The organism is Curtobacterium sp. PhB136, assembly GCF_004346855.1.
Lineage (GTDB): Bacteria > Actinomycetota > Actinomycetes > Actinomycetales > Microbacteriaceae > Curtobacterium.
The window spans coordinates 408,591-430,299 of sequence record NZ_SMGH01000007.1 but is presented as its reverse complement, the minus strand read 5'-3'; the positions used below and the strand labels follow the sequence as shown (position 1 = coordinate 430,299).

Annotated in this window: 19 protein-coding genes; 10 read left to right on the top strand and 9 right to left on the bottom strand. The window is 70.0% G+C overall.

All coding sequences use genetic code 11. From position 1 onward, the window contains the following. Positions 1 to 103: 103 nt before the first annotated feature. Genes EDF27_RS13960 through EDF27_RS13935 form a run of 6 tightly spaced genes read left to right on the top strand, consistent with a single transcriptional unit; the run spans position 104 to position 7,741 of the window. Positions 104 to 1,789, top strand: a complete 1,686-nt coding sequence (locus EDF27_RS13960) for an ABC transporter substrate-binding protein (RefSeq protein ID WP_132049446.1) — start codon at positions 104 to 106, stop codon at positions 1,787 to 1,789. Between the two features lie 34 nt (positions 1,790 to 1,823). Next, entirely contained in the window at positions 1,824 to 2,813 is a 990-nt protein-coding gene (locus tag EDF27_RS13955; protein ID WP_123652920.1) for an ABC transporter permease, read from the top strand. A 14-nt stretch (positions 2,814 to 2,827) separates the two neighbouring features. Beyond that, the gene (locus tag EDF27_RS13950; RefSeq protein ID WP_123652921.1) at positions 2,828 to 3,820 is read left to right on the top strand and encodes an ABC transporter permease; all 993 of its coding nucleotides are present in this window, start codon (positions 2,828 to 2,830) and stop codon (positions 3,818 to 3,820) included. After that, entirely contained in the window at positions 3,817 to 4,695 is an 879-nt protein-coding gene (locus EDF27_RS13945) for an ABC transporter ATP-binding protein (RefSeq protein ID WP_132049444.1), read from the top strand. Before EDF27_RS13950 ends, EDF27_RS13945 begins: the two co-directional genes overlap by 4 nt. Next, positions 4,692 to 5,585 (top strand): ATP-binding cassette domain-containing protein, encoded by an 894-nt coding sequence (locus EDF27_RS13940; RefSeq protein WP_132049442.1) that lies wholly within the window; start codon positions 4,692 to 4,694, stop codon positions 5,583 to 5,585. Before EDF27_RS13945 ends, EDF27_RS13940 begins: the two co-directional genes overlap by 4 nt. Continuing rightward, complete coding sequence (locus tag EDF27_RS13935) at positions 5,546 to 7,741, top strand: glycoside hydrolase family 36 protein (RefSeq protein ID WP_165931507.1); 2,196 nt, start codon at positions 5,546 to 5,548, stop codon at positions 7,739 to 7,741. The genes EDF27_RS13940 and EDF27_RS13935 overlap by 40 nt, the downstream gene beginning before the upstream one ends. Before the next feature lie 103 nt (positions 7,742 to 7,844). Here EDF27_RS13935 and EDF27_RS13930 read toward each other — a convergent pair whose 3' ends face one another. The 7 genes from EDF27_RS13930 to EDF27_RS13900 form a co-directional block, all read right to left on the bottom strand. Further along, positions 7,845 to 9,482, bottom strand: a complete 1,638-nt coding sequence (locus EDF27_RS13930) for a DHA2 family efflux MFS transporter permease subunit (RefSeq protein ID WP_132049430.1) — start codon at positions 9,480 to 9,482, stop codon at positions 7,845 to 7,847. 263 nt (positions 9,483 to 9,745) lie between these two features. Next, positions 9,746 to 12,166, bottom strand: coding sequence for an excinuclease ABC subunit UvrA (locus EDF27_RS13925; protein WP_132049428.1), 2,421 nt, complete (start codon positions 12,164 to 12,166; stop codon positions 9,746 to 9,748). 53 nt (positions 12,167 to 12,219) lie between these two features. After that, entirely contained in the window at positions 12,220 to 12,843 is a 624-nt protein-coding gene (locus EDF27_RS13920; protein ID WP_132049426.1) for a response regulator transcription factor, read from the bottom strand. After that, positions 12,840 to 14,048, bottom strand: coding sequence for a histidine kinase (locus EDF27_RS13915; protein WP_165931506.1), 1,209 nt, complete (start codon positions 14,046 to 14,048; stop codon positions 12,840 to 12,842). The genes EDF27_RS13920 and EDF27_RS13915 overlap by 4 nt, the downstream gene beginning before the upstream one ends. A gap of 47 nt (positions 14,049 to 14,095) precedes the next feature. Continuing rightward, entirely contained in the window at positions 14,096 to 14,899 is an 804-nt protein-coding gene (locus EDF27_RS13910) for an ABC transporter permease (RefSeq protein WP_132049422.1), read from the bottom strand. Further along, entirely contained in the window at positions 14,896 to 15,774 is an 879-nt protein-coding gene (locus EDF27_RS13905; RefSeq protein WP_132049420.1) for an ABC transporter ATP-binding protein, read from the bottom strand. Before EDF27_RS13905 ends, EDF27_RS13910 begins: the two co-directional genes overlap by 4 nt. 81 nt (positions 15,775 to 15,855) lie before the next feature. Continuing rightward, positions 15,856 to 16,575: a hypothetical protein gene (locus EDF27_RS13900; protein WP_132049418.1), complete on the bottom strand. Its 720-nt coding sequence runs from the start codon at positions 16,573 to 16,575 to the stop codon at positions 15,856 to 15,858. Positions 16,576 to 16,635: 60 nt separating this feature from the next. On the opposite strand from EDF27_RS13900, the gene EDF27_RS13895 reads away from it, so the two are divergent. Genes EDF27_RS13895 through EDF27_RS13885 form a run of 3 tightly spaced genes read left to right on the top strand, consistent with a single transcriptional unit; the run spans position 16,636 to position 18,610 of the window. Then, a complete protein-coding gene (locus EDF27_RS13895; RefSeq protein ID WP_132049416.1) occupies positions 16,636 to 16,956 on the top strand; it encodes a hypothetical protein in 321 nt (106 codons plus the stop codon). Further along, entirely contained in the window at positions 16,953 to 18,263 is a 1,311-nt protein-coding gene (locus EDF27_RS13890) for a hypothetical protein (RefSeq protein ID WP_132049414.1), read from the top strand. The genes EDF27_RS13895 and EDF27_RS13890 overlap by 4 nt, the downstream gene beginning before the upstream one ends. Positions 18,264 to 18,304: 41 nt before the next feature. Beyond that, positions 18,305 to 18,610 (top strand): hypothetical protein, encoded by a 306-nt coding sequence (locus EDF27_RS13885; RefSeq protein ID WP_123704434.1) that lies wholly within the window; start codon positions 18,305 to 18,307, stop codon positions 18,608 to 18,610. A gap of 84 nt (positions 18,611 to 18,694) precedes the next feature. Here the strand turns inward: EDF27_RS13885 and EDF27_RS13880 are convergent, their stop codons facing one another. Further along, on the bottom strand, positions 18,695 to 19,198 hold the full coding sequence (locus EDF27_RS13880; RefSeq protein ID WP_207909636.1) for an HNH endonuclease: 504 nt from the start codon (positions 19,196 to 19,198) through the stop codon (positions 18,695 to 18,697). Positions 19,199 to 19,362: 164 nt separating this feature from the next. Between EDF27_RS13880 and EDF27_RS13875 the strand changes: the two genes are divergently transcribed. Further along, positions 19,363 to 19,635, top strand: a complete 273-nt coding sequence (locus EDF27_RS13875) for a hypothetical protein (RefSeq protein WP_132049410.1) — start codon at positions 19,363 to 19,365, stop codon at positions 19,633 to 19,635. Between the two features lie 165 nt (positions 19,636 to 19,800). On the opposite strand, the gene EDF27_RS13870 is transcribed toward EDF27_RS13875, so the two are convergent. After that, on the bottom strand, positions 19,801 to 21,594 hold the full coding sequence (locus EDF27_RS13870) for a hypothetical protein (protein ID WP_132049408.1): 1,794 nt from the start codon (positions 21,592 to 21,594) through the stop codon (positions 19,801 to 19,803). Between the last annotated feature and the right edge of the window lie 115 nt (positions 21,595 to 21,709).

Genomic DNA, 21,709 nt, shown 5'->3' with positions numbered 1-21,709 from the left:
TCGTCGGGCCGCGTCGTCGCCGCCTCTTGACCGACTTAGTTTATGCGTGTAACAATCACGCTCACAACGTGGACCTGCGACGACGCAGACCGAGAGGACAACGATGTTCAAGACAACCCGTTCGCGGCTCGCCATCGGCGCGGCCGTGCTCCTCGCCGGGAGCCTCGCGCTCACCGGCTGCAGCTCGAGCGGCAGCGCCAGCACCACCGACGACGCCGCCTCGACCCTCATCGCGTACACCGGCCAGTCCGGCGACTACCAGATCAACTTCAACCCGTGGTCGCCGTCGAACATCGGTGGCGTCGGCACGATCTACGAGTCGCTGTTCTTCATCACCAACGTGAACAACAACGACCCGAAGCCGCTCCTCGGCAAGTCCTACGAGTGGAACGGCGACGGCACGCAGCTGACCATCACGCTCCGCGACGGCGCGACCTGGAGCGACGGCAAGCCCTTCACCTCGAAGGACGTCGTCTTCACGCTCGACATGCTCAAGAAGCAGAAGGCGCTGAACTCGATCGGCTACGACGGCACCGCGAAGGCCGACGGCGACGACAAGGTCGTGGTCTCGTTCGACAAGCCGTCGTTCGTCCTCGGCCCGAACCTGCTCGGCAAGACCTGGATCGTCCCCGAGCACCTCTGGAAGGACATCGACCCGACCACGGACGTCGTCCGGAAGCCCGTCGGCACCGGCCCGTACACGCTCGGTACCTTCAAGGCGCAGGCGTTCACGCTCGAGGCCAACAAGAAGTACTGGGGCGGCGCCCCCGCCGTGAAGACGGTCCGCTACCTCTCGCTGTCCGGCAACACCGCCGGCGCCGACGCGCTCGCACAGGGCTCGATCGACTGGCAGACCGGCCCGGTGCCGAACATGGACGACATCGCCGCCAAGTACCCCGGCTACGACGGCATCACCATCCCGCAGAACCAGATGGCGCTGCTCACCTGCTCGTCCACCGCGCTCGGCTGCACCGGCCCGCAGACCGACCCGGCCGTGCGGCACGCGATCGCCGACGCGATCAACCGCAAGCAGCTCAACTCGCTGGCCTTCGAGAACACCGCGAGCGAGATCTCGCCGACCTTCGCCCTCACCGGCACGCAGAAGGCCACTATCTCGAAGGACGTCGACCCGGCCGTGATGCCGTCCTCCGCCGACACCGCCGCAGCCGACGCAGCGCTGAAGGGTGCCGGCTACGCCAAGGGCGCCGACGGCATCTACGCCAAGGACGGCAAGAAGCTGTCCCTGACCGTCGAGGTCGTCACCGGCTGGACCGACTACATCACCGCCATCGACACGATGACCCAGCAGCTCAAGGCCGCCGGCATCGAGCTCAAGGCGCAGCAGTCGTCGTGGAACGAGTGGACCGACAAGAAGACCAAGGGCAACTTCCAGCTCGCGATCGACTCGCTCGGCCAGGGCCCGGCATCGAACCCGTACTACCTCTACAACAACTACTACTCGACGGCGAACACCGCGAAGGTCGGCGAAGCCGCCCCGATGAACATCGCCCGCTACAGCAACCCGGACGTCGACGCGGCGCTCGCGAAGCTCGCGACGATCAACCCGACCGACACCGCGGCGACGCAGCCGGAGTTCGACACCATCCAGCAGCACATCGTCGAGGACATGCCCTACATCCCGGTGATGACCGGCGGCACGACGAGTGAGTTCCACTCGGCGAAGTTCACCGGCTGGCCCACCGAGAAGGACCTCTTCGCCTTCCCGGCCGTCTGGGCGAGCCCGGACAACGCCGAGATCTTCAAGGCGCTGAAGCCGGCGAAGGGCTGATCACGATGGGATCGCGACCGAGGGGCACTCGACGATGACCTACTTCCTGCGCAAGATCGGCTTCTACGTCGTCGCACTCTGGGCGGCACTGACGCTGAACTTCATCATCCCCAGGCTCCTGCCCGGGAACCCGGTGGACATCCTGCTCGCCAAGCTCCAGCAGCGCGGCGGACAGGTGACCCCGGCGACCCGGCAGGCGTACGAGCTGCTCCTCGGTGGCGATTCCTCGGAACCGCTCATCGTCCAGTACGGCCGCTACCTCGCCAACGTGTTCCGCGGTGACCTCGGCGTGTCCGTCAGCTACTTCCCGGCCCCCGTCACCGAGGTCATCGCGAGCTCGCTGCCGTGGACCATCGCCCTCGTCGGGATCGCGACGATCCTCGCCGCGATCATCGGCGTCGGCCTCGGCGCCTTCGTCGGGTGGCGTCCCGGCACCTGGCTCGACTCGTTCGTCCCGGCCACCACCCTGCTCGCCGCGGTGCCGTACTTCTGGCTCGCGCTGATCCTGGTGTACTTCTTCGCCACCGGACTCCACCTGTTCCCGGCGCAGGGCGGCTACGACGTCGTGCTGAACCCCGGGTTCAACTGGGACTTCATCGCCTCGGCGATCAAGTACGGGGTGCTGCCGGCGGTGACGATCGTGCTCGCGTCCCTCGGCGGCTGGCTGCTCGGGATGCGCAACATGATGGTCTCGACGCTGTCCGAGGACTACATCACCACCGCGCAGGCGAAGGGCCTCTCCGACGGCAAGATCCTGAGGAACTACGCCGCGAGGAACGCCGTGCTGCCCTCCGTGGCCGGCTTCGCGATCTCCCTCGGGTTCATCGTGTCCGGCTCCGTCGTCACCGAGCAGGTGTTCTCCTACCCGGGCATCGGGTCGAAGCTCCTCTCCGCGGTGACGAACAACGACTACGCGCTCATGCAGGGCATCTTCCTGTTCATCACCCTGGCGGTCCTCGGCGCGAACCTCGTCGTCGACCTGCTCTACGGGATCATCGACCCCCGCACGCGGGCACGGGCCTAGGGAGCGCGCAGACCATGACGAACATCCAGCAGGAGACCGAACCCACCATCGGCGCACTCGCGGAGGAGGCCGACAGCACCACGTCGATCGCCACCCGCAAGGCGACGAAGGGCGGTCTCCGCCGCTTCCTCCCGACCCCCACCCCGTGGCTGATCACCGGCATCGTGCTGGTCCTCGGCGTCACGCTGTTCGGGGTCATCGGGCCGCTGCTCGTCGGCGACCCGACCACCATCCGCGACTCCGGCCTGCAGGGACCGAGCGCAGCGAACCTGCTCGGCACCACGCAGACCGGGCAGGACGTCCTGGCGCAGCTGGCGTACGCCACCCGCGGGAGCCTGCAGATCGGGCTCATCGTTGGGCTCCTGGCAACGGTGCTGTCCGCGTTCTTCGGCATCCTCGGCGCCTACCTCGGCGGCTTCATGGACGAGGCGTTCTCGCTCTTCTCGAACGTCTTCCTCGTGATCCCCGGCCTGCCGCTCGTCATCGTCATCTCCGGCCTGGTGCCGCGTGAGGCTCGCGGGCTCTGGACGATCGCCGTGGTCCTCGCGATCACGTCGTGGGCCGGGTCCGCCCGAGTGCTCCGCGCGCAGACGATGTCGATCCGCAACCGGGACTACGTCTCGGCTGCCCGGGTCGCCGGCGAGAAGCCCTGGCGGGTGATCGCGGTCGAGATCCTGCCGAACCTGCTGCCCGTCCTCGCGTCGCAGTTCGTGTTCGCGGTGATCGCGGCGATCCTCGGGGAGGCCGGTCTGTCCTTCCTCGGGCTCGGAGCGTCGAACTCCTCGACGCTCGGCACGATGCTCTTCTACGCCCAGAACGGCTTCGCGCTGGCGAACGGCGCCTGGTGGTGGTTCGTGCCGCCGGGGCTCCTCATCGCCCTGCTCGGCATGGGCCTGTCCCTGGTGAACTTCTCCATCGACGAGGTCATCAACCCCCGGCTCGCCAACGTCCGTGCGCAGCGTCGGCGCGAGCGTCGCCTCCGCCGCCTGAAGGGAACGCAACGATGAACGCCGTCCTGACGATCGAGCACCTCGACGTCGTCTACGAGACCGAACACCCCGTGCACGCCGTCAAGGACGTGTCACTGACGCTCGCCCCCGGGGAGATCCTCGGGCTCGCGGGGGAGTCCGGCTGCGGGAAGACCACGCTGGCGTACGCGATCACCCGGCTGCACCGGCCGCCGGCGAAGGTGACCTCGGGGAGCATCACGTTCCACGACCGCGACGGCACCGACATCGACCTGCTCGGGCTGGAGCACGAACAGCTCCGCGCGGTGCGCTGGTCGAAGCTGTCGATGGTGTTCCAGGGCGCGATGAACGCGCTCAACCCCGTGACCACCATCCGCGCGCAGCTCGACGACGCACTCGTCGAGCACCGGAAGGGGCTCTCCCGCAAGGAGCGGCGCGCGATCGCCGAGGACGCCCTCAGCCGCGTCGGCGTCGACCCGTCCCGCATCACGGCGTACCCGCACGAGCTCTCCGGCGGCATGCGGCAGCGCGTGATGATCGCGATGGCGATGCTGCTCGAGCCGCAGATCATGATCATGGACGAGCCCACCACGGCGCTCGACGTCGTCGTGCAGCGGGAGATCCTCCGCGAGATCGTCCGGCTCCGCGACGAGCTCGGCTTCGCGGTGGTCTTCATCACGCACGACCTGCCGCTGCTCCTGGAGATCAGCGACCGGATCGCCGTGATGCTCCGCGGCGAGGTCGTCGAGTGCGAACCGGCAGCCGTGATCCAGCACGACGCCAAGCACCCCTACACCCGGCGGCTGCTGCAGTCGTTCCCGAGCCTGTCCGGCGCACGCGGGTCCTTCATCCGCTCGGGCGTCGAGGACGCCGCACTCGAGGACGCCGTCACCGCCCAGGAGGAACTCGCATGACCAGCGTGACCGTCAGCCACCTCGGCAAGGACTTCCACACCCGCAAGGGCCTGAAGCGCACCACCCTGCACGCCGTCGACGACGTGTCGTTCGAGCTGCTGCCCGGACGCACCGTCGCGCTCGTCGGGGAGTCCGGCTCGGGCAAGTCCACGATCGCCCGGATGCTCGCGAAGCTCGAGACGCTCACGCACGGCTCGATCGACGTCCGGCTCGAGGACGGCACCCCGGTGCTCGGCAGCATGTACCGCCGGCACGTGCAGATGGTGTTCCAGGACCCCTTCGCCTCGCTCAACCCGTTCCACTCGATCGAGCACCACATCGCCCGGCCGCTGCAGCTGCACAACCGGGCCCGTGGCTCCGAGGAGACGTCGGCGAAGGTCCGGGAGCTGCTCGGCCGCGTGAACCTCGACGAGGACTTCGCGTCCCGTCGGCCGCACGAGCTCTCCGGCGGGCAGCGGCAGCGCGTCGCAATCGCCCGCGCGCTGGCACCGGGCGCGCAAGTGCTCATCGCCGACGAACCCGTGTCGATGCTCGACGTGTCGATCCGGCTCAGCGTGCTCAACCTGCTCGGGCGGCTGCAGCGCGAGGACCACCTCGCCGTGCTCTACATCACGCACGACCTGACGACCGCGCGGCACTTCTCCGACGAGATCCTGGTGCTCTACCGCGGCCGGGTCGTCGAACGAGGCCCCTCGGACGCGGTCATCCTCGACCCGCACCACGACTACACGCGGCTGCTGGCCGAGGCGGCGCCCGACCCCGAGCGCGGGGAACGCCGGGTCACCGCGGGGCCGGCGCTCGACCGCTCGAAGATCGACAACACCACGTGCTACGACCACACCGTCGGCGCGTGGGTGTCGAGCACGCCGGCACCGGTCGGAGCCCGGTGAGCGCCACGCCCTTCGTCGACTGGGTCACGTCCGGGTTCTCGGCGCGCTTCCGGGTCGCTGCGGACCAGCCGGTCGCGCTGGTGTCGTTCGTGCCCGCCGGAGCGGCGCTCGCCGACGGGCCCGACGACCCGCAGCCGCTCGTCGAGCTCACCACGATCGGGCACGGCCGGTTCCCTGGCGGCTTCCGGCACGTGGACTCCACGATCGGCGCGCGGCTCCGGCCGGTGCCGGACGGGGGGACGCGCCACGAGCCCGGGGACGGAGACGGCGACGGGTCCGACGTCGAGTTCCGGATCCGACAGGCGGACGCGGCCACGGGCCTCCGGGTTGAGTCGGTGTTCCGGGCCCGCGACGGCGTCCCGGCGTTCCGGACGTGGACCGAGGTGTCGACGGGCGAGACCGACGGCGAGACCGACGGCGACGTCGAGCACGTCGAGCACGTCGAGCACGTCGTCGACTTCGTCTCGTCCTTCGCGACCGGGGCGTTCCTGACGGACTCCGGCGCGCGCGTGGACGACCTGACGCTGACGCACGCCGACAACGACTGGGCTGCGGAGAACCGGTGGCGCACGGATCCCCTGCGGGACATCGGCCTCGCCCGCATCGACCGCGAGGCCCAGCACCACCCACCCCGCAGCCGCGCCGTGGTGCAGAACCGCGGCTCGTGGTCGACCGGGGAAGCGCTGCCGATCGGACTCCTGCAGGCCGAGCAGTACTCGCTCGTCTGGCAGATCGAGCACAACGGGCCGTGGCTGTACGAGCTCGGCGAGACCCGCCGGCACGCGTACGTCGTGCTGAGCGGGCCGACCGACCAGGAGCACCAGTGGACGGCGACCGTCGCGCCGGGGCGTCCGTTCACGAGCGTGCCCGTGTCCGTGGGGATCGCGACGTCGCTCGACGGGGCCTTCGGGGTGCTGACCGCGCAGCGCCGGGCGATCCGGCACGTGCGACCGGCGGACCTGGCGCTCCCGCTGGTCTTCAACGACTACATGAACACGCTCATGGGCGACCCCACCACGGCGAAGCTGCTGCCGCTCGTCGACGCCGCGGCCGATGCGGGAGCGGACCTGTTCTGCATCGATGCCGGCTGGTACGCCGAGGGGCACTGGTGGGACACGGTGGGCGAGTGGCTGCCGGCGGCCTCCCGGTTCCCGGGCGGGCTGGCCGAGGTCATCGACCACATCCGGTCACGAGGGATGCAGGCCGGGCTCTGGCTCGAGCCCGAGGTCGTCGGCATCAACTCCCCGCTGGCGTCCACGCTGCCGGCCGACGCCTTCGTGCAGCACCACGGGGTGCGGGTCGCGGAGCACGGGCGGCACCTGCTCGACCTGCGCTCGCCGGCCGCGCGGGCGCACCTCGACGAGGTCGTCGACCGGCTGGTCGGGCAGCTCGGCGTGACGTTCTTCAAGATGGACGACAACACGATGACGGGTCCGTTCCCGGGGATGCTCGAGCACCAGCGGGCGCTCCTGGACTGGCTCGACGACGTGCAGGCCCGGTACCCGGAGCTCCTCATCGAGAACTGCGCGTCGGGAGCGATGCGTGCCGACGGGGCGATGCTCTCGCGGCTGCACATGCAGTCCACCTCGGACCAGCAGGACCCCGTGCTGTACGCCTCGATCGCGGCCGCTGCACCCGCGGCGATGCTCCCCGAGCAGGCCGGGAACTGGGCGTACCCGGCAGTCGCGATGTCCGACGAGCTGTTCGTGCTGTCGCTCGTCAACGGGGTGCTCGGCCGGATGTACCTGTCCGGGTACCTCAACGAGATGTCCGACGCGCAGCGCGCCCTCGTGGCGTCCGCGATCGCGGCACACCGGGAGGTCCTGACGGTGGTCTCGGACGCGGTCCCGGTGTGGCCGCTCGGGCTGCCCGCGTGGGAGGACACGTGGGTCGCCCTCGGCCTCCGCGCCCCGTCCGGTGACCTGTACCTGTCGGTGTGGTCACTTCCCGGGGCGGGCGACTCGGTGACGTTGCCGCTGCCGGAGTTCACCGGGCAGGCCGTGTCGGTCGAGCCGCTGTTCCCGCTCGAACCGGCACCGTGGGTGCCGTCCTGGGACCAGGCGGACGGGACCCTGCACCTCACCAGCGGGGACACGGCGCCGACGGCGCGGGTGCTCCGCATCCGCCCCGGAACCGACGGAGCGGCCGGGGACTGAGCGGACGGGCGCCGATGGCAGCGGCGCGCGTCGAGGACGGACGGGAGGCACGGTGCGGGCAGGCACCGAGCCTCCCGTCCGGTGTGGGGTCGCGGTGCGACCGTCAGTCGCCGCTCGTCGTGGCCGGTGCGTGCTCGTCGTCGGCGGCTGCGCGCTCGGCGCGTGGGGCGCGCAGGCGCAGGGTCGCGGCGAGGCCGATGACCAGGAAGCCGGCGGCGGACCAGGCTGCTGCGCGGGTGCCGTCGGAGAACGCCTCGGCGGCGGCGGTCGCGGTCGGGCCGGTGAGGGCGGCGATCGCCCCGCCGGAGGACTGCACGACCGAGTCCGCGATGCTCGTCGCTGCGGAGACCGAGGAGCCGGCGTCCTCCAGGCGGTGCTCGAGGATGCTGCCCGTCGAGGTGAAGAGCACCGTGCCGAGGACCGCGATCCCGAGCGCCGAGCCGATCTGTCGCGCGGTGCTCTGCGCGCCGGAGGCCTCGCCGCTCCGCTCGACCGGGACGTCCTGCAGCACCACACCGGTGAGCTGCGCCGTCGCGAGTCCGACGCCGAAGCCGTAGACGAACAGGCACGGGACGATCGCCCACCACTCGGTCGTCGCGGAGACCACGAAGCCGATCGCGGCGACGCCGACGATCTCCGCGCCGATGCCCATCCGCACGATCGGCAGCGCCCCGATCCGCTGCCCGACGGTCGCGGCGAACCCGCTCGCGACGAACGAGCCGATCGCCAGGGCGAGCAGCACGAAGCCGGTCTGCAGCGCGGAGTAGCCGAGGACGTTCTGCAGCCAGAGGGGCAGCGACAGGATGATGCCGAACTCGCCGAGCGACACGATGAGCGCCGCGATCGAGCCGTTCCGGAACGAGCCGATGCGGAAGAGGTCGAGCGCGATGAGCGCCGAGCGTCCCGTCCGCTGCCGTCGGAGGGACCACCGCACGAAGCCGAATCCCGCGAGCACCGCGATGAGGAACGCGATCGGGATCGGGCTGATCCCGGAGGACCACGACCAGTCGCCGATCGTCAGTGGCGTCGACGACGGGGCCCACCAGCCGTAGGTGCGTCCCTCGATGAGGCCGAACACCAGCGAAGCGCTCGCCACCACCGACAGCACCGCGCCGACGACGTCGATGCGGCCGGCGTGTGCGGTGTCGCGGGACTCGCGGACGGCGAGCCCGAGGCCGATCACGATGAGCACCACGATCGGCACGTTGATCCCGAAGGCCCAGCGCCACGAGAAGTCCGTCGTCAGCCAGCCGCCGAGGAGCGGCCCGACCGCCACCATGCCGCCGATCGTGGAGCCCCAGACGGCGAAGGCGATCCCGCGCTCGCGGCCGGTGAACGTGGCGTTGAGGATCGAGAGCGTCGTCGGCAGGACCATCGCGCCGCCGATGCCCTGGACCACCCGGGAGGCCACGAGCAGGTCGCCGGTGGGGGAGAGCGCCGCGAGCACCGAGGCCAGCGCGAACACGATCACACCCGTGGTCAGCAGGCGCCGTCGGCCGTAACGGTCCGCGAGGGCGCCGAACACCAGGAGCAGCGCCGCGAACACCAGGGTGTAGCTCTCCTGCACCCACTGCACGAGCGTCGAGCCGATGTCGAGGTCGGCGACGATGCTCGGGATCGCGACGTTCACGATCGTCGAGTCGACGATGATGAGCGCCACGGCGAGGCTGATGACCACGAGGCCGAGCCAGCGACGGGGATCGGCAGCGGTGGTGCCGGGTGCGGCGGCGGATGTGCTCACGGGGTGGTCTCCAAGGTCTTCAGCATGCTGACGACCTGACGCTACACCCGCACCCCATGAGCGTCGACCGGGCGACCGGGGGACGTTTTCGTTCCGGCCTTTGACCGATCAGGTTCACGATCCCCGGCGTTCGTGAACCGGATCGGTCATCTCCGAATCCGAACGTGGCCGTCGGTGCGGGACAGCTCGCACGCGTCGCCGCCGTCCGTCTCCGAGATGAACGTCCCCGGGGATGGACGCCGCCGGGATGGACGCCGCCGGGGTCAGAGGCCGAGCTCGGCGCGGAGCCAGCGTGCCGTGCGGCTCGCCGGGGACACCGCGACCTCGGCCGAGGTTCCGGCAGCGACGACCTGCCCGCCGTCGTCGCCGCCGGAGGGCCCCATGTCGATGACGTGGTCCGCTGCGGCGACGACGGCCATCGCGTGCTCGACCACGACGACCGTGTTGCCGGCGTCCACGAGGCGCGAGAGTTGCGACGTGAGGAGTTCGACATCCGCGGGGTGCAGCCCGGTGGTCGGCTCGTCGAGCAGGTAGAGGGTGTGGCCGGACCGCGCCCGCTGCAGCTCGGTCGCGAGCTTGATGCGCTGCGCCTCACCGCCCGAGAGCTCCGGCGCGGGCTGTCCGAGCCGCAGGTACCCGAGCCCCACCTGCCGCAGGGTCTCCAGCGCGCGCGCCGCAGCGGGGAGCTCCGCGAGGAACGGCGCCGCCTCCTCGACGGTCATCCCGAGCACGTCCGCGATCGTCGCGTCGTGCCACCGGACCTCGAGCGTCTCCGCCGTGTACCGCGACCCGTGGCACTCCGGGCACGGCGCCCAGCTGCCCGGCAGGAACAGCAGCTCCACGGACACCGACCCCTCGCCCTGGCACACCTCGCACCGGCCGCCGACGACGTTGAACGAGAACCGGCCAGCGGTCCACCCGCGGGCCTTGGCGTCCTCGGTGGCGGCGAACGCGGCACGCACGGCGTCGAAGAGCCCCGTGTACGTGGCGAGGTTCGACCGCGGTGTCCGGCCGATCGCCTTCTGGTCGACCTCGACGACCCGGTCGATGCCCGGGTGCGTCAGGGCGAGCGTGGGCAGGACACCGCCGACGAGCGACGACTTGCCCGACCCGGACACGCCCGTGATCGCGGTGAGGACACCGAGCGGCAGGTCGACGTCGAGTCCGCGGAGGTTGTGCCGAGTGACGTCCCGGAGCTCCAGCGTGCCGGTCGGCGTCCGCGGGGCGCGCTCGACGCCGGGCTGTCGAGGCTGCAGGTACCGGCGGGTGACCGATGCCTCGACCTCGGCGAGCCCGGGCACCGGCCCGCTGTACAGCACCGTCCCGCCCGACGCCCCGGCACCGGGGCCGACGTCGACGATCCAGTCGGCCTGCCGCACGATGCTCATGTCGTGCTCCACGACGAAGACGCTGTTGCCGCCGGCGCGGAGTCCGTCGAGCACCTCGACGAGCGGTTCGACGTCCGCCGGGTGCAGGCCGGCGCTCGGCTCGTCGAGCACGTAGACGACGCCGAACAGCCCCGACCGCAGCTGCGTGGCGATGCGGAGTCGCTGCATCTCGCCGGGGGAGAGCGTCGGCGTCGCCCGGTCGAGGCTGAGGTACCCGAGCCCCAGCCCGGTGAGGACCTCGACGCGGGTCAGCAGGTCCCGCGAGATCGCGACCGCCACCTCGGTGTGCTCGCCTGACGACGCGCGGGACGTCGCTGCCCCGGCATCCGTGAGCGCGGCGACGGGGCGCAGGACCTCGGCGAGCACGGTGAGGGGCAGCGCGTTGAGCTCCGCGATCGTCTTGCCGCTGAAGGTCACGGCGAGCGCCGCCCGCGTCAGTCCCGTCCCGCCGCAGAGCCCGCACGGCCCGGACTCGACGAACTGCAGCACCTTCGTGCGCTGCGTCTCGCTCTGCGAGTCGGCCAGGGTGTGCAGCACGAACTGCCGCGCGCTCCAGAACCGCCCCTTGTACGGCTTCGCGACGCGGTCCCGCTTCGGGTGGACCTCGACGACGGGCTGCTCCTCGGTGAACAGGAGCCAGTCCCGGTCCTCCCGGGACAGCTCGCGCCACGGGCGGTCGATGTCGTACCCGAGGGCCGCCGTGACGTCGCGGAGGTTCTTGCCCTGCCACGCACCGGGCCACGCGGTGATCGCGCCGTCCCGGATGCTCAGCGACGGGTCGTGCACGGCGGAGGCCTCGGTGACCTCGTGCGCGGTGCCGAGCCCGTGACACCGGGGGCACGCGCCGGCGACGGTGTTCGGGGAGAAGGAGTCGGACTCGAGCCGCTCGGCACCGGCCGGGTACGTGCCGGCGCGGGAGTACAGCATGCGGGTCGAGTTCGACAGGGTCGTCAGGGTCCCCACCGTCGACCGGGAGCTCGGGGCACCGCGGCGCTGCTGCAGTGCGACGGCCGGCGGGAGCCCGGTGATGGACTCCACGTGCGGCGTCGACCCCTGCGCGATGAGCCGCCGCGCGTACGGGGCCACCGACTCCAGGAAGCGACGCTGCGCCTCCGCGAAGATCGTCCCGAACGCCAGGGACGACTTCCCCGAGCCGGAGATGCCGGTGAACGCCACGATCCGGTCGCGGGGCACGTCCACGTCGACGTCGCGGAGGTTGTTCTCGCGGGCACCGCGGACGCGGATCATGCCGTCGGCAGCGGTGGACGGGGTGGACCGGGGGTGCGGAGCGGGCATTCGTACGACTGTAGACGCGCGCCGCTGACCGCCGCTCGCCCATCACCCCGGGGTCAGAGGATGTGGAGCTCCATCGCCCGCGTGACCGCCCGGGTGCGGTCGTTGACGCCGAGCTTCTCGAACACGTGGCCGAGGTGCGTCTTCACCGTGGTCTCGCTGAGGAACAGGGCGCGGCCGATCGCCGGGTTGCTGTTGCCCTGGGCGACGAGGCGCAGCACGTCGAGCTCCCGGGGCGTCAGCGACGGGCCGATCGGCAGCGTGCCCGTGGCCCGGCGCACCAGGGCCGCGGCCGCCGAGGGAGCCAGCGCGGTCTCACCCCGCGCCGTCGCCCGCACCCCCGCGAGGATCTCGGACTCCGGCGCGGCCTTCAGCAGGTAGCCCGTGGCGCCGGCCTCGATCGCGGCGAGGATCTGGTCGTCGGACTCGTACGTCGTGAGGATCAGCACGCGGATGCCCGGCTCGGCACCGAGGATCCGCGCGGTCGCGGCGTCCCCGTCGATGCCCGGCATCCGGAGGTCCATGAGCACCACGTCGGGCCGCTCGGCGAGGACCGTCGCCACCGCGGACTCGCCGTCCGCCGCCTGGCCCACGACCTCGACGTCGTCGGCGTCCTGCAGGAGCGCGACGATGCCCGCGCGGACGATGGGGTGGTCGTCCGCCACGACGACGCGGATCACCGGGTCACCTCCGCCGCGGTGCCGGTCACGGGCAGGGCGGCCGGGAGGCTCGGCGCGGCTCCGGTGGGCAGCGTCGCCTCGACGACGGTGCCGCGTCCGGGGCCGCTCGTGATCCGGCAGGACCCGCCCGCCAGGGCGAGGCGCTCGCGGAGGCCGCGGAGCCCGTGACCCGCGGACGGGTCCGACGCGTCGAAGCCGACCCCGTCGTCCTCGATCCGCAGGACGGTCTGCTCGGGCGAGGGGAGCAGTGCGACGCGCACCGCGGCGGCGCGCGCGTGCGTGCGGACGTTGCCCAGAGCCTCCTGGGCAACGCGGAGCAGCACCACCTGCGCGTCGCGATCCAGTGCGCAGTCGGGCGCATCCACGGTGACGGGCGTGCCGGTCTCGCGGGTGTGGCGCTCGCCGAGGCGGTGCAGCGCGCCGCCGAGGCTGTCGCGGGTGACCCCAGCGGCGCCGGCGGCGATGAGGGTGCGCGACTCCTCGAGCGCGGCGCGGGCCGATTCCTCGAGGATGGTGAGGCGTTCCTCGAGCGCGTCGGTGCGGTCGCTCGCGAGGTCGCTCTGCGCACGCTCCGTGAGCATCACGATGCCGGCGAGGTTCTGCGCCACCGTGTCGTGGATCTCGCGGGCCAGGCGTTCCCGCTCGCTGGCGACGCCGGCGGTGCGGTTCGCCTCGGCGAGGGACGTCTGCGTCGCGCGGAGTTCGTCGAGGAGTTCGCGCCGGGACTCGGACAGGTCGGCGATGCTCGAGATCCAGATGCCCATCGCACAGGCGCCGATGACACTGATCCCCTCGATGAGCAGGGTGCCGACGAGCGCCTCGGAGCCGCTGGAGACCTGCAGACCGATGCCGCTCGCGATGCCGATCGCGATGGAGAGCAGGACCGCGCTCCGGATGCGCTCGGACTGGACCCAGACCAGCGGGAACAGGATGCACTGGACGAACGCGGTGCTCGGAGCCACCGCCGGCAGGACCAGCGCGGCGGCGACGAGCAGCGGCAGGAACGCTGCGGCTGCGCGGGGCTCGTCGTAGCCGCGGTGCCCGAACCCGATGTACGCGACGACCAGGACGGCGATCGTGGCGTACGCGGGCCAGCGGGTGTCCCACGGGGACCAGCCGGCGGCCGTGATGACGGCGGTCAGTGCCATCGTCGCGGCGAAGAAGGCGTGCAGCCACCGGTTGCGCACCCAGGTCTCGCCGGTCATGCGGTCAGCATTCCACCTTTGCTGTGCCGTTCCCGCGTTTCCCGGCATCAGGAGTCCTTGCGGTTCCACCGGAACGTCAGCATGCAGGCCACCGTGCCCAGGACCAGCCATGCGACCAGGACGAGGGTTCCGAGGCCGAGTTGCCACGTGCCTCCCGGCTCGGCGGACGCGAATGCGTCGGGGAGGAACACCGACCGCATTCCCGACGCCATCCAGCGGAGGGGGAAGACCGACGCGACGTTCTGCAGCCAGGTCGGGAGTTGGGTGAAGGGGAGGTAGACGCCGGAGATGAACTGCAGCACCAGGACCACGGGGACGATCGTCGCCGTGGCGCGGCGACCCTCGCGGGGGAGTGCGGAGATCGCGATGCCGAGGACACACGCCGTCGCGATGCCGAGGAGCATGATGCCTGCGAAACGCGCCCACTTCACCGGGTCAGTCGGAAGATCCACGCCGAAGACGATGCTCGCGATGCCGATCAGCAATGCGGTCTGGATGATCGTCGTGACGAGGACCATGCCGATCTTGCCGATGAAGTAGCTCAGCACCGGCAGCGGTGTTCCGCCGAGGCGTTTCAGCGTGCCGTCGCTGCGTTCCGTGGCGATGTCCACGCCGAGCGACTGTGTGCCGGAGAGGAGGAACCCCGTCGCGACCAACCCGGGCAGGTAGTACGTCGCGTAGTCGACGCTCGCGGTTCCCGCTCTGATGTCGGGTGCGCTGCTGAATGCGACGGAGAAGAGCGCCAGCATGATGATCGGGAAGAGGAACGTGAAGAACACCGCGTCGGGGGCGCGGAAGTACGAGCGGATCTCGTAGGTGATGCGGGCGGTGTTCACTGCTGCGGCGCTCATGCGTTGCCGACCATTTCCAGGTAGACGTCCTCGAGGGACGGGCGGATGACTTCGAGGTCTCGCATCGGGTCCGTGATGGACCTGATCAGTGCTGCGGGGTCGGTGGTGCGTTCGTCGTGCTTGGTCGTGCTCGTGTCGTTGGTGTTCGTGTCGCTGTCGTTCGTGTCGTTCTTGCTCGTCCAGGTCACGCGCGGTGTGCGTGCCTCGGTGCCGCCGAGCTCGTCGATCGGCGCGATGTCGAGCAGCTTGCCGTCGGCGATGACCGCGGCCCGGTCGGCCAGGTGTGCGGCCTCGTCGAGGTAGTGCGTGGTCAGGAGGATCGTCGTGCCCTCGCGCTGGACCTGCTTGAGGAGGTCCCAGAACTGGCGGCGGGCCTCCGGGTCGAAGCCGGTCGTGGGTTCGTCGAGGAAGAGGACCTCGGGGCGGCCGATGATGCCCAGGGCGACGTCGACGCGCCTGCGCTGCCCGCCGGACAGTCTTGCGATACGGGTGTTGCGTTGCTCCGCGAGGCCTGTTGCTTGCAACGTTTCGTCGACGTCCCGGTGCTTCGGGTAGAGCTTCGCGAAGTGGTCGAGCTGCTCCGCGACCGTGACGTTGGGGGACTCGGCGGTGCTCTGCAGCACGATGCCGATCCGGGCGTTGTGGCTGCGGCTCGTGCGGGCGGGGTCGTGGCCGAGGACCTGCACGTCCCCGCTCGTCCGGGAGCGGTAGCCCTCGAGGATCTCGACCGTCGTCGACTTGCCGGCGCCGTTGGGGCCGAGGAGGGCGAAGGTCTCGCCGGCCTCGATCGTGAAGGAGATGTCGTCGACGGCGCGCTTGCCGGTGGGGTACTGCTTCGTGAGGTGCTGGACCTCGATGGCTGGGGTGGCGGGCATGAGACCAGCGTCGCCGGTCTGCGCTGCTGGCGGATCGGCGGAGGGGGTGTGGTCCCATCCTCCGATCGGAGGATGGCGTGCTCAGTCCTGTTCCTCTTGTTCTTCCGCTCCGAACACCTCGACATCGGCGATCGCCCCGATCTCCTGCCGGAGCTGTTCCGCGATCCCCGGGCGTTCGCGCTCGTGCTCGGCCCGGTCGTCGGCGTTCGTCCAGCCGTCCTCCCAGTCGTGGCTCCGGTCCCACAACGCCTGCCACTGCCGGAGGCTCTCGGTGAGCTCGGGGGAGAGCGCGAGTTCCCACGGCTCGAGCGGGCCCTCCGGACCCCAGAGCGGCCAGTCCACGCCGTACTCGAGCATCAGACGAACGGTGATCCGCTCGGCTGGGTCCGCCCTGGGGCGGCGGCGAGCTCTCGCTGCCTTCCGGCGTTCGGCGTGGTCGAGTGCAGCTCCGAGCATCTCGGCGTCCGGGTCGACCCGGACGTGTCCGACCTTCCACGTGAAGCCGCTGTCCTGGTCGTCATCTCCGTCTGGCTTGCTGTCCGGGTCTTGGCCGTCCGGCCAGAAGTCCGGTTCGTCGACGATCGGCCACAGAGACTGCACGGTGAACCGGCTGCCCGAGCGCTCCTCGACGAAGAGCCCGCCGCCGTGCGACCAGCGGAGGGTGCCCGGGACGCGGGTGAGGTGGCGGCCGCCTGGCAATTCCGTCAGTGACTGCCACGAACGGGATAAGCGCACGATGCACTGCACCTCGTCGGTGCCGTCGTCGGGGAACGGCATCACCTGGAGGAGGCGGATGTGCATGGTGTGATCGTAGGGTGACCCCGGCGATGGGCGCGCGACCCGGGGAAGTACGGTGGTCGGGTGACTGCGTTGGGCATCATCGCCACCCTCTTCGCCATGAGTGTGGTCTTCGGTGGACTCGGAGCGCTGGCCTACGCCGGGCGGTGGCGGTCGTGGCTCGGTCGGGTGCACGAGAACTTAGTCTTCGGATGGTTCTGGTTGGGGCTGGCCCTGCTGTCGATGGGACTCGCGGCGAGCTTCGTCCGGACGCCGGTCTTCGGGGTGTCCCTCGTGTTCGCGTTCACGGCGGCGGTCACCGGAGCGCTCGGGGTCTGGAGCGTCGTGATGGGTGTCCCGCGCTGGCTGCAGCCGCGGTGGTACCGAGTGGCGCGCGAGCGATGACTGCTCCGACCGACATCGGTCCTGTCACGCTGCCAGTGCCGCCGCAATGGCTCCGGATCGACTCATCCGACGACGTCGTCGTCATGGCAGCGCCGGCGCGCGAGGACGAGCACCTCCGACCGGACATCGTCCTGACGACTCGGCCTGCACACGGCCCGCTCCACGTCGTGGCGGCGCGGGCGGCCACGTCGGTCCCTGCCTCGCAGCCAGGCGCACAGGTGTTCGGCGTCGAACCGGACGACCTCGCCGAGGTCCTCGGGGTGCCGTCTCGCACGATCGAGTGGGGGTACGAGGCCGACCGCGCCACGGTGCTGGTGCGCCAGTGGATCGCCGTGATCGGCCGACACGAGGTGCACGTCACCGGCAGGTGCGCCGTCGAGGACTTCGAGGACTTCGTCCCGCTGTTCCGAAGCGTCCTGGCCGCGGCGTCCATCACCGCCGACGATGCCGCTCCGTCGACCGTCGCTCCCGCATGTGGGCATGTCGCGGATGACGAGGCGACGTCCGCCCCGATCGACGTCGGCGCATCGGAGCGGACCGGCAAGGCGCTCGAGGCCCTCGACGGACTCGCGCTCGCGCAGCCACGACCAGCCGGCCGATGGCTGCTGAGCGACGACGCCCTCCAGCACCTGTGGTCGATCCGTGAGCGGGGGATGGTCTCGCGCGCTCGACGTCGGTCGCCAGCCGGGGTCGAACTCCACGAAGCAGGGCTGACCGGCGCGTTCGGCGCGCTGGCCGACGACGGTCAGCGGATCGCCGGGTTCCTGGAACGACCTGGCTCGCGCTACGGGGCCTCAGCACAACACGGTGGCCGCTCAGCCGATTGGAGCATGTGGCTGAAGGGTGGGTCTGCGCTCGTCCGTGCGAAGGGCAACGTCGCCGACCTGGTCGACGACCGAATCCGCGCCGAGGAGGTCGCAGAATACGACCACGTCCCGGCCGGGCGAGCGGTCGGACGCCTGCTCGCGTGGGCACGGGTGTCGCCCGCGTGGGCGCTCTGGAGCGACGAGGAGATCGTGCTCCCCGCCGAGACCATCGACGCCCGGATCGAACGACCGGGGACGCCGAGCGAACCGTCGCCGATCGCCGGGTTCGTCGCGGATCGCCTGTGGCGGGAGCCCGTGTGGGTTCGGCTCCGGGTGTGGGGAGACCGGACGCCGTTCGGACTCGACGTCGTGGCGGCGGGCGGCGCAGGATGGTTCCGGCGCGACAGCCTGGAGGACGGGCGGGTCCGCTTGGAGCCGATCCCGTCGGGCACCGTGCTGCGTTCGGTCCTCGCCGTGTTCGCAGACCTGTCGGCCTGCTGAGCCTTGCAGATCAGCGAGAGGACGTGGAAGAAGGTGTTCGGGTGATCCCGCTGTTCATGATCGTGTTCGGGGGTGTCTTCGTGGCGCTCGGTGGCGCCGCCTACGGCGGGTTGTGGCGTTCTTGGGCGCGCAACACGTCGAACAGCGTGATCCTGGGACTGTTCTGGTTCGGCCTCGCCGCCTTGGCGATCGGGGTCTCGGGTGCATTGGCGAACGTCGTGGGGGTCCTTGCCCTGGTCTTCGGACTGGTCGCCGTCATGGCGACGGTCCTCGGCATCCTCGTCCTCCTGAACGGTGCGCCCCGCTGGCTGCAGCCGCGGTGGTATCGCGTTGCGCGTGAGGGGTGACCGGACGACCGGCATCGAGTCAGCTTGCGTGCCGCCGTTCCGGACCCTACCGACACCGCGGATCACGACACGCGAGCAAGGTGATCAGCTGACCGACGCACCCTTTCGCCGGTTGCACGGGCCGCAGAGGATCTGGAGGTTTTCGGGCTCGCCGCTCCCACCGCGGGAGAGGGGGATGACGTGGTCGTACTGCAGCTCGTTCGTTGATCCACACGTGGTGCACCGTCCGCCGTCTCGAGCCCAGACGAAGTTCTTGACCTCAGCTCTGATCGCGCCGCGTCGGTAGGCGACCGGCTCGTTCGGCGTGAACGCGAGCGTGTGGGCGCGCGCCATGGTAGCGGCCTGGCGCCGATCACGTGTCTCGAGGAGAGCGAACACCTGCTCAGCGGTCAGACCGTCGTTGTCCCAGAACCATCGGTTGCGGAACCACCAGTACTGCCGTTCCTTCACTCGGCCGATCCGCGCTGGCCGGTCATTCGACTGCGCGAGGACGTCTCGCAGCTCGTCCTTGCGGATCTTCCCGCCGACGAAGTAGGTCTTCCTACCGAGCGTGAGTTGCACTCGTCCTCGACGGGTGAACAAGTTCACCCGATGCACCATCGACACGTTCTCGACCCTGCGAAGCACGAGCTGCCCTCTTCCTCTGAACCGTGGACGCTCCGTGGCATGAGCATCCCTCCCGTTAGTCTGTCGACTACTCGACGGGACGACCATCACCCGTTCGTGGGCCCACAAAGACAGAGAGCCGAGTTGTGAACATCACCGACATCCTCGTCAGCGAGCTTCAGGAGTCAGCGAGAGTCGTTCCTGACCCGGAGTTCGGCCCCAAGTTCCTCGCGGTCGACGGCATGGTGGACGTCGGCGCCATTGCTGCCCACGTGCTCGAGTACGCAGCGCACGTCGTTGACACCTATCGCACCCCCGGCGGTCGGAACGGCACGCGTGCGGCGCTTCCGTACGAGGTTCGCGACCACCTTCGCGCGCTCGCGAGTGCAGCTCGTTCCGGGGAGGCGCGCCCGGAGTAGCGCAGCGGCCTTGAGGCGGGCGGGCAGCTTATCGGCGGCCTGCCAGCATCGTCGGGGCGTCGCTGCCAGGCTTGTCCGTGCAATCGAATCATCGATGAGGCGCTGTTGCGATTGCAGGATGCTCCTTCCGCGCTGAAGCAAGATCGACCGCACAGCGGAACGTACCTAGTCGATTCGCGCGCCGGCTGGATCGCCGGGCTCGAGGCCTTTGTCCTTCAAGAACTTGAGCGCGCGCTCCAGGATTACGATCTTGCGCTTCAGCTCCTTGATCGTCGTAGCGCCGTCGTCGGAGAACTCGTCGAGGCGCTCGTGCTCTCGCCGCACTTCGATCTCGGTCTCCGCGAGTGTGGTCCAGACGGTCGGGTCCACGTCCAGCTGCTGCCGTTGACGGAGGAGCTCGGCGCCGAGGCGTCGTTCGACGACAGCTTCGAGGGTCGCGGCATTGGTTCCTGAACTCGCCAAGCCGAGCGCGATACCGCCCCCGCCAGCACCGACGAGCGTGCCGGCGCTCAGAAGTCCGCCGATCATGCCGCCAGGACCGAAGCTCGCGAGCGCGGAGGTGACCGCTGCCGCACCCGCGAGGCCGGCGCCCGCTGCAAGCACGAGTCCTCCCGTGGCGAAGATGATCGCGGCCGCGCCGATACCCAGCGCACCGATCTTGATCCAGTTCGGGCCGTTGCTCAGAGCGGCCTCGGCGATCTTGGCGACCTCGAAGACGTCCGAGCCGAATTGGCTGCCGAGCCCCATCTCGGCAGTCATGTCGCGCATCGCGTTTCGCCACTTGTCCCGCGGGAGCGCGATCTCGAATGGTCGAACGACGTTCTCGCTGGCCAGGACCGTCAACGGTACGACGGCGTCCTCTCTGGTGAGGCTCGAGACCGGAGCGGGCTCGGGCAGCGGCGCACTCGGGTCAGAGAAGTCGAAGGCGAGGTGAGCTACTGCCGACGGCATCGGTCGGCCTTCTCGTTTGTTGCGCGACCTGATGTCATCGACCGCCGTGGCCTGCACTCGCCGAAGCGCCCCTGCAAACCTCCGTTGCACGTCGCCCTTGAGCTGGTGCTTCATGAGGTGCGCGTAACGGAGCGCCAGGACAGCGTAGAGTTCGCCGGCGTCGAGTGGAACGTCGACTCCAGACTCGACTTTCGCCAACTCCTGTGACCTCGAGCCGAAGACTGCATAGCCGATCGCCTCAGCCACAGTGTGGTCGCCCAAGTAATCGACCGCGGCGTGCGCATCGATCATGAGCGAACCCGTGTCGACGCGGAGATCGACCAACCACGGGATCACCGACGATAGGCCTCGTCGCACCGCGACGGGATCAGCGGGGTTCCAGAAGTTCACCCACCATTCGAGATTCGTCGGAGGATCCGCCAGGCTGTCGCGGAGATTATCCACATCGAACGCAGCGCTCGCTAACGGGCTTCCGATCGTGACCATGCCTGCGACGTGGAGCCCGATCGGTAAGCGGCGCACGAGGTCGGCCGCGATGACCGAGCCGAGACTGTGCCCGACGATCACGAGTCGGCCTGTCTCCGGCAGCTTGCTCAGGATGAAACTCAGGACCTGCGCGCGGACTTGCGGGTCCCGGAGGTAGTTCTTCGCCTGTTCGAAGGTCGGGAGAGCCACCGCCAACCCCATCAAGGCGTGGACACCAGGAACGCCAGGGCCTCTGTCATGCCGGCCAAGCCTGAGTTCGATCGCTCCAGTCCGGCGCTCGAACTCGCGGCGGTTTTCCCGAGCGGTGTCGCGCGTCGGCTGCTTGATGGTGAGTGCCGGCACGGGCAACTTCTCATCCCAGCCCGTGAGCGCGTGTGCGTACTTCGGCGATATGACCTGCACCGCGTCCAGGCTCGGGTACCTCAATGCGCGGAGTGACCCCTCGAGCGTGAGTCGCCAGAGGTCGTCGCGGTCACCGTCCCCGACACCGTGCAGGAACAACAAGGTCAACTTGTCCGACACGCGAACTCCGTTCTGTCTGCCCGCCGACCTGCGATCGCCGCCGGGTCGAGCCTCACTCTAGAAGATATTGACGGTCTCTCGAGAGTGCTTCGTGCCACGTGCCAAAACCAGGAAT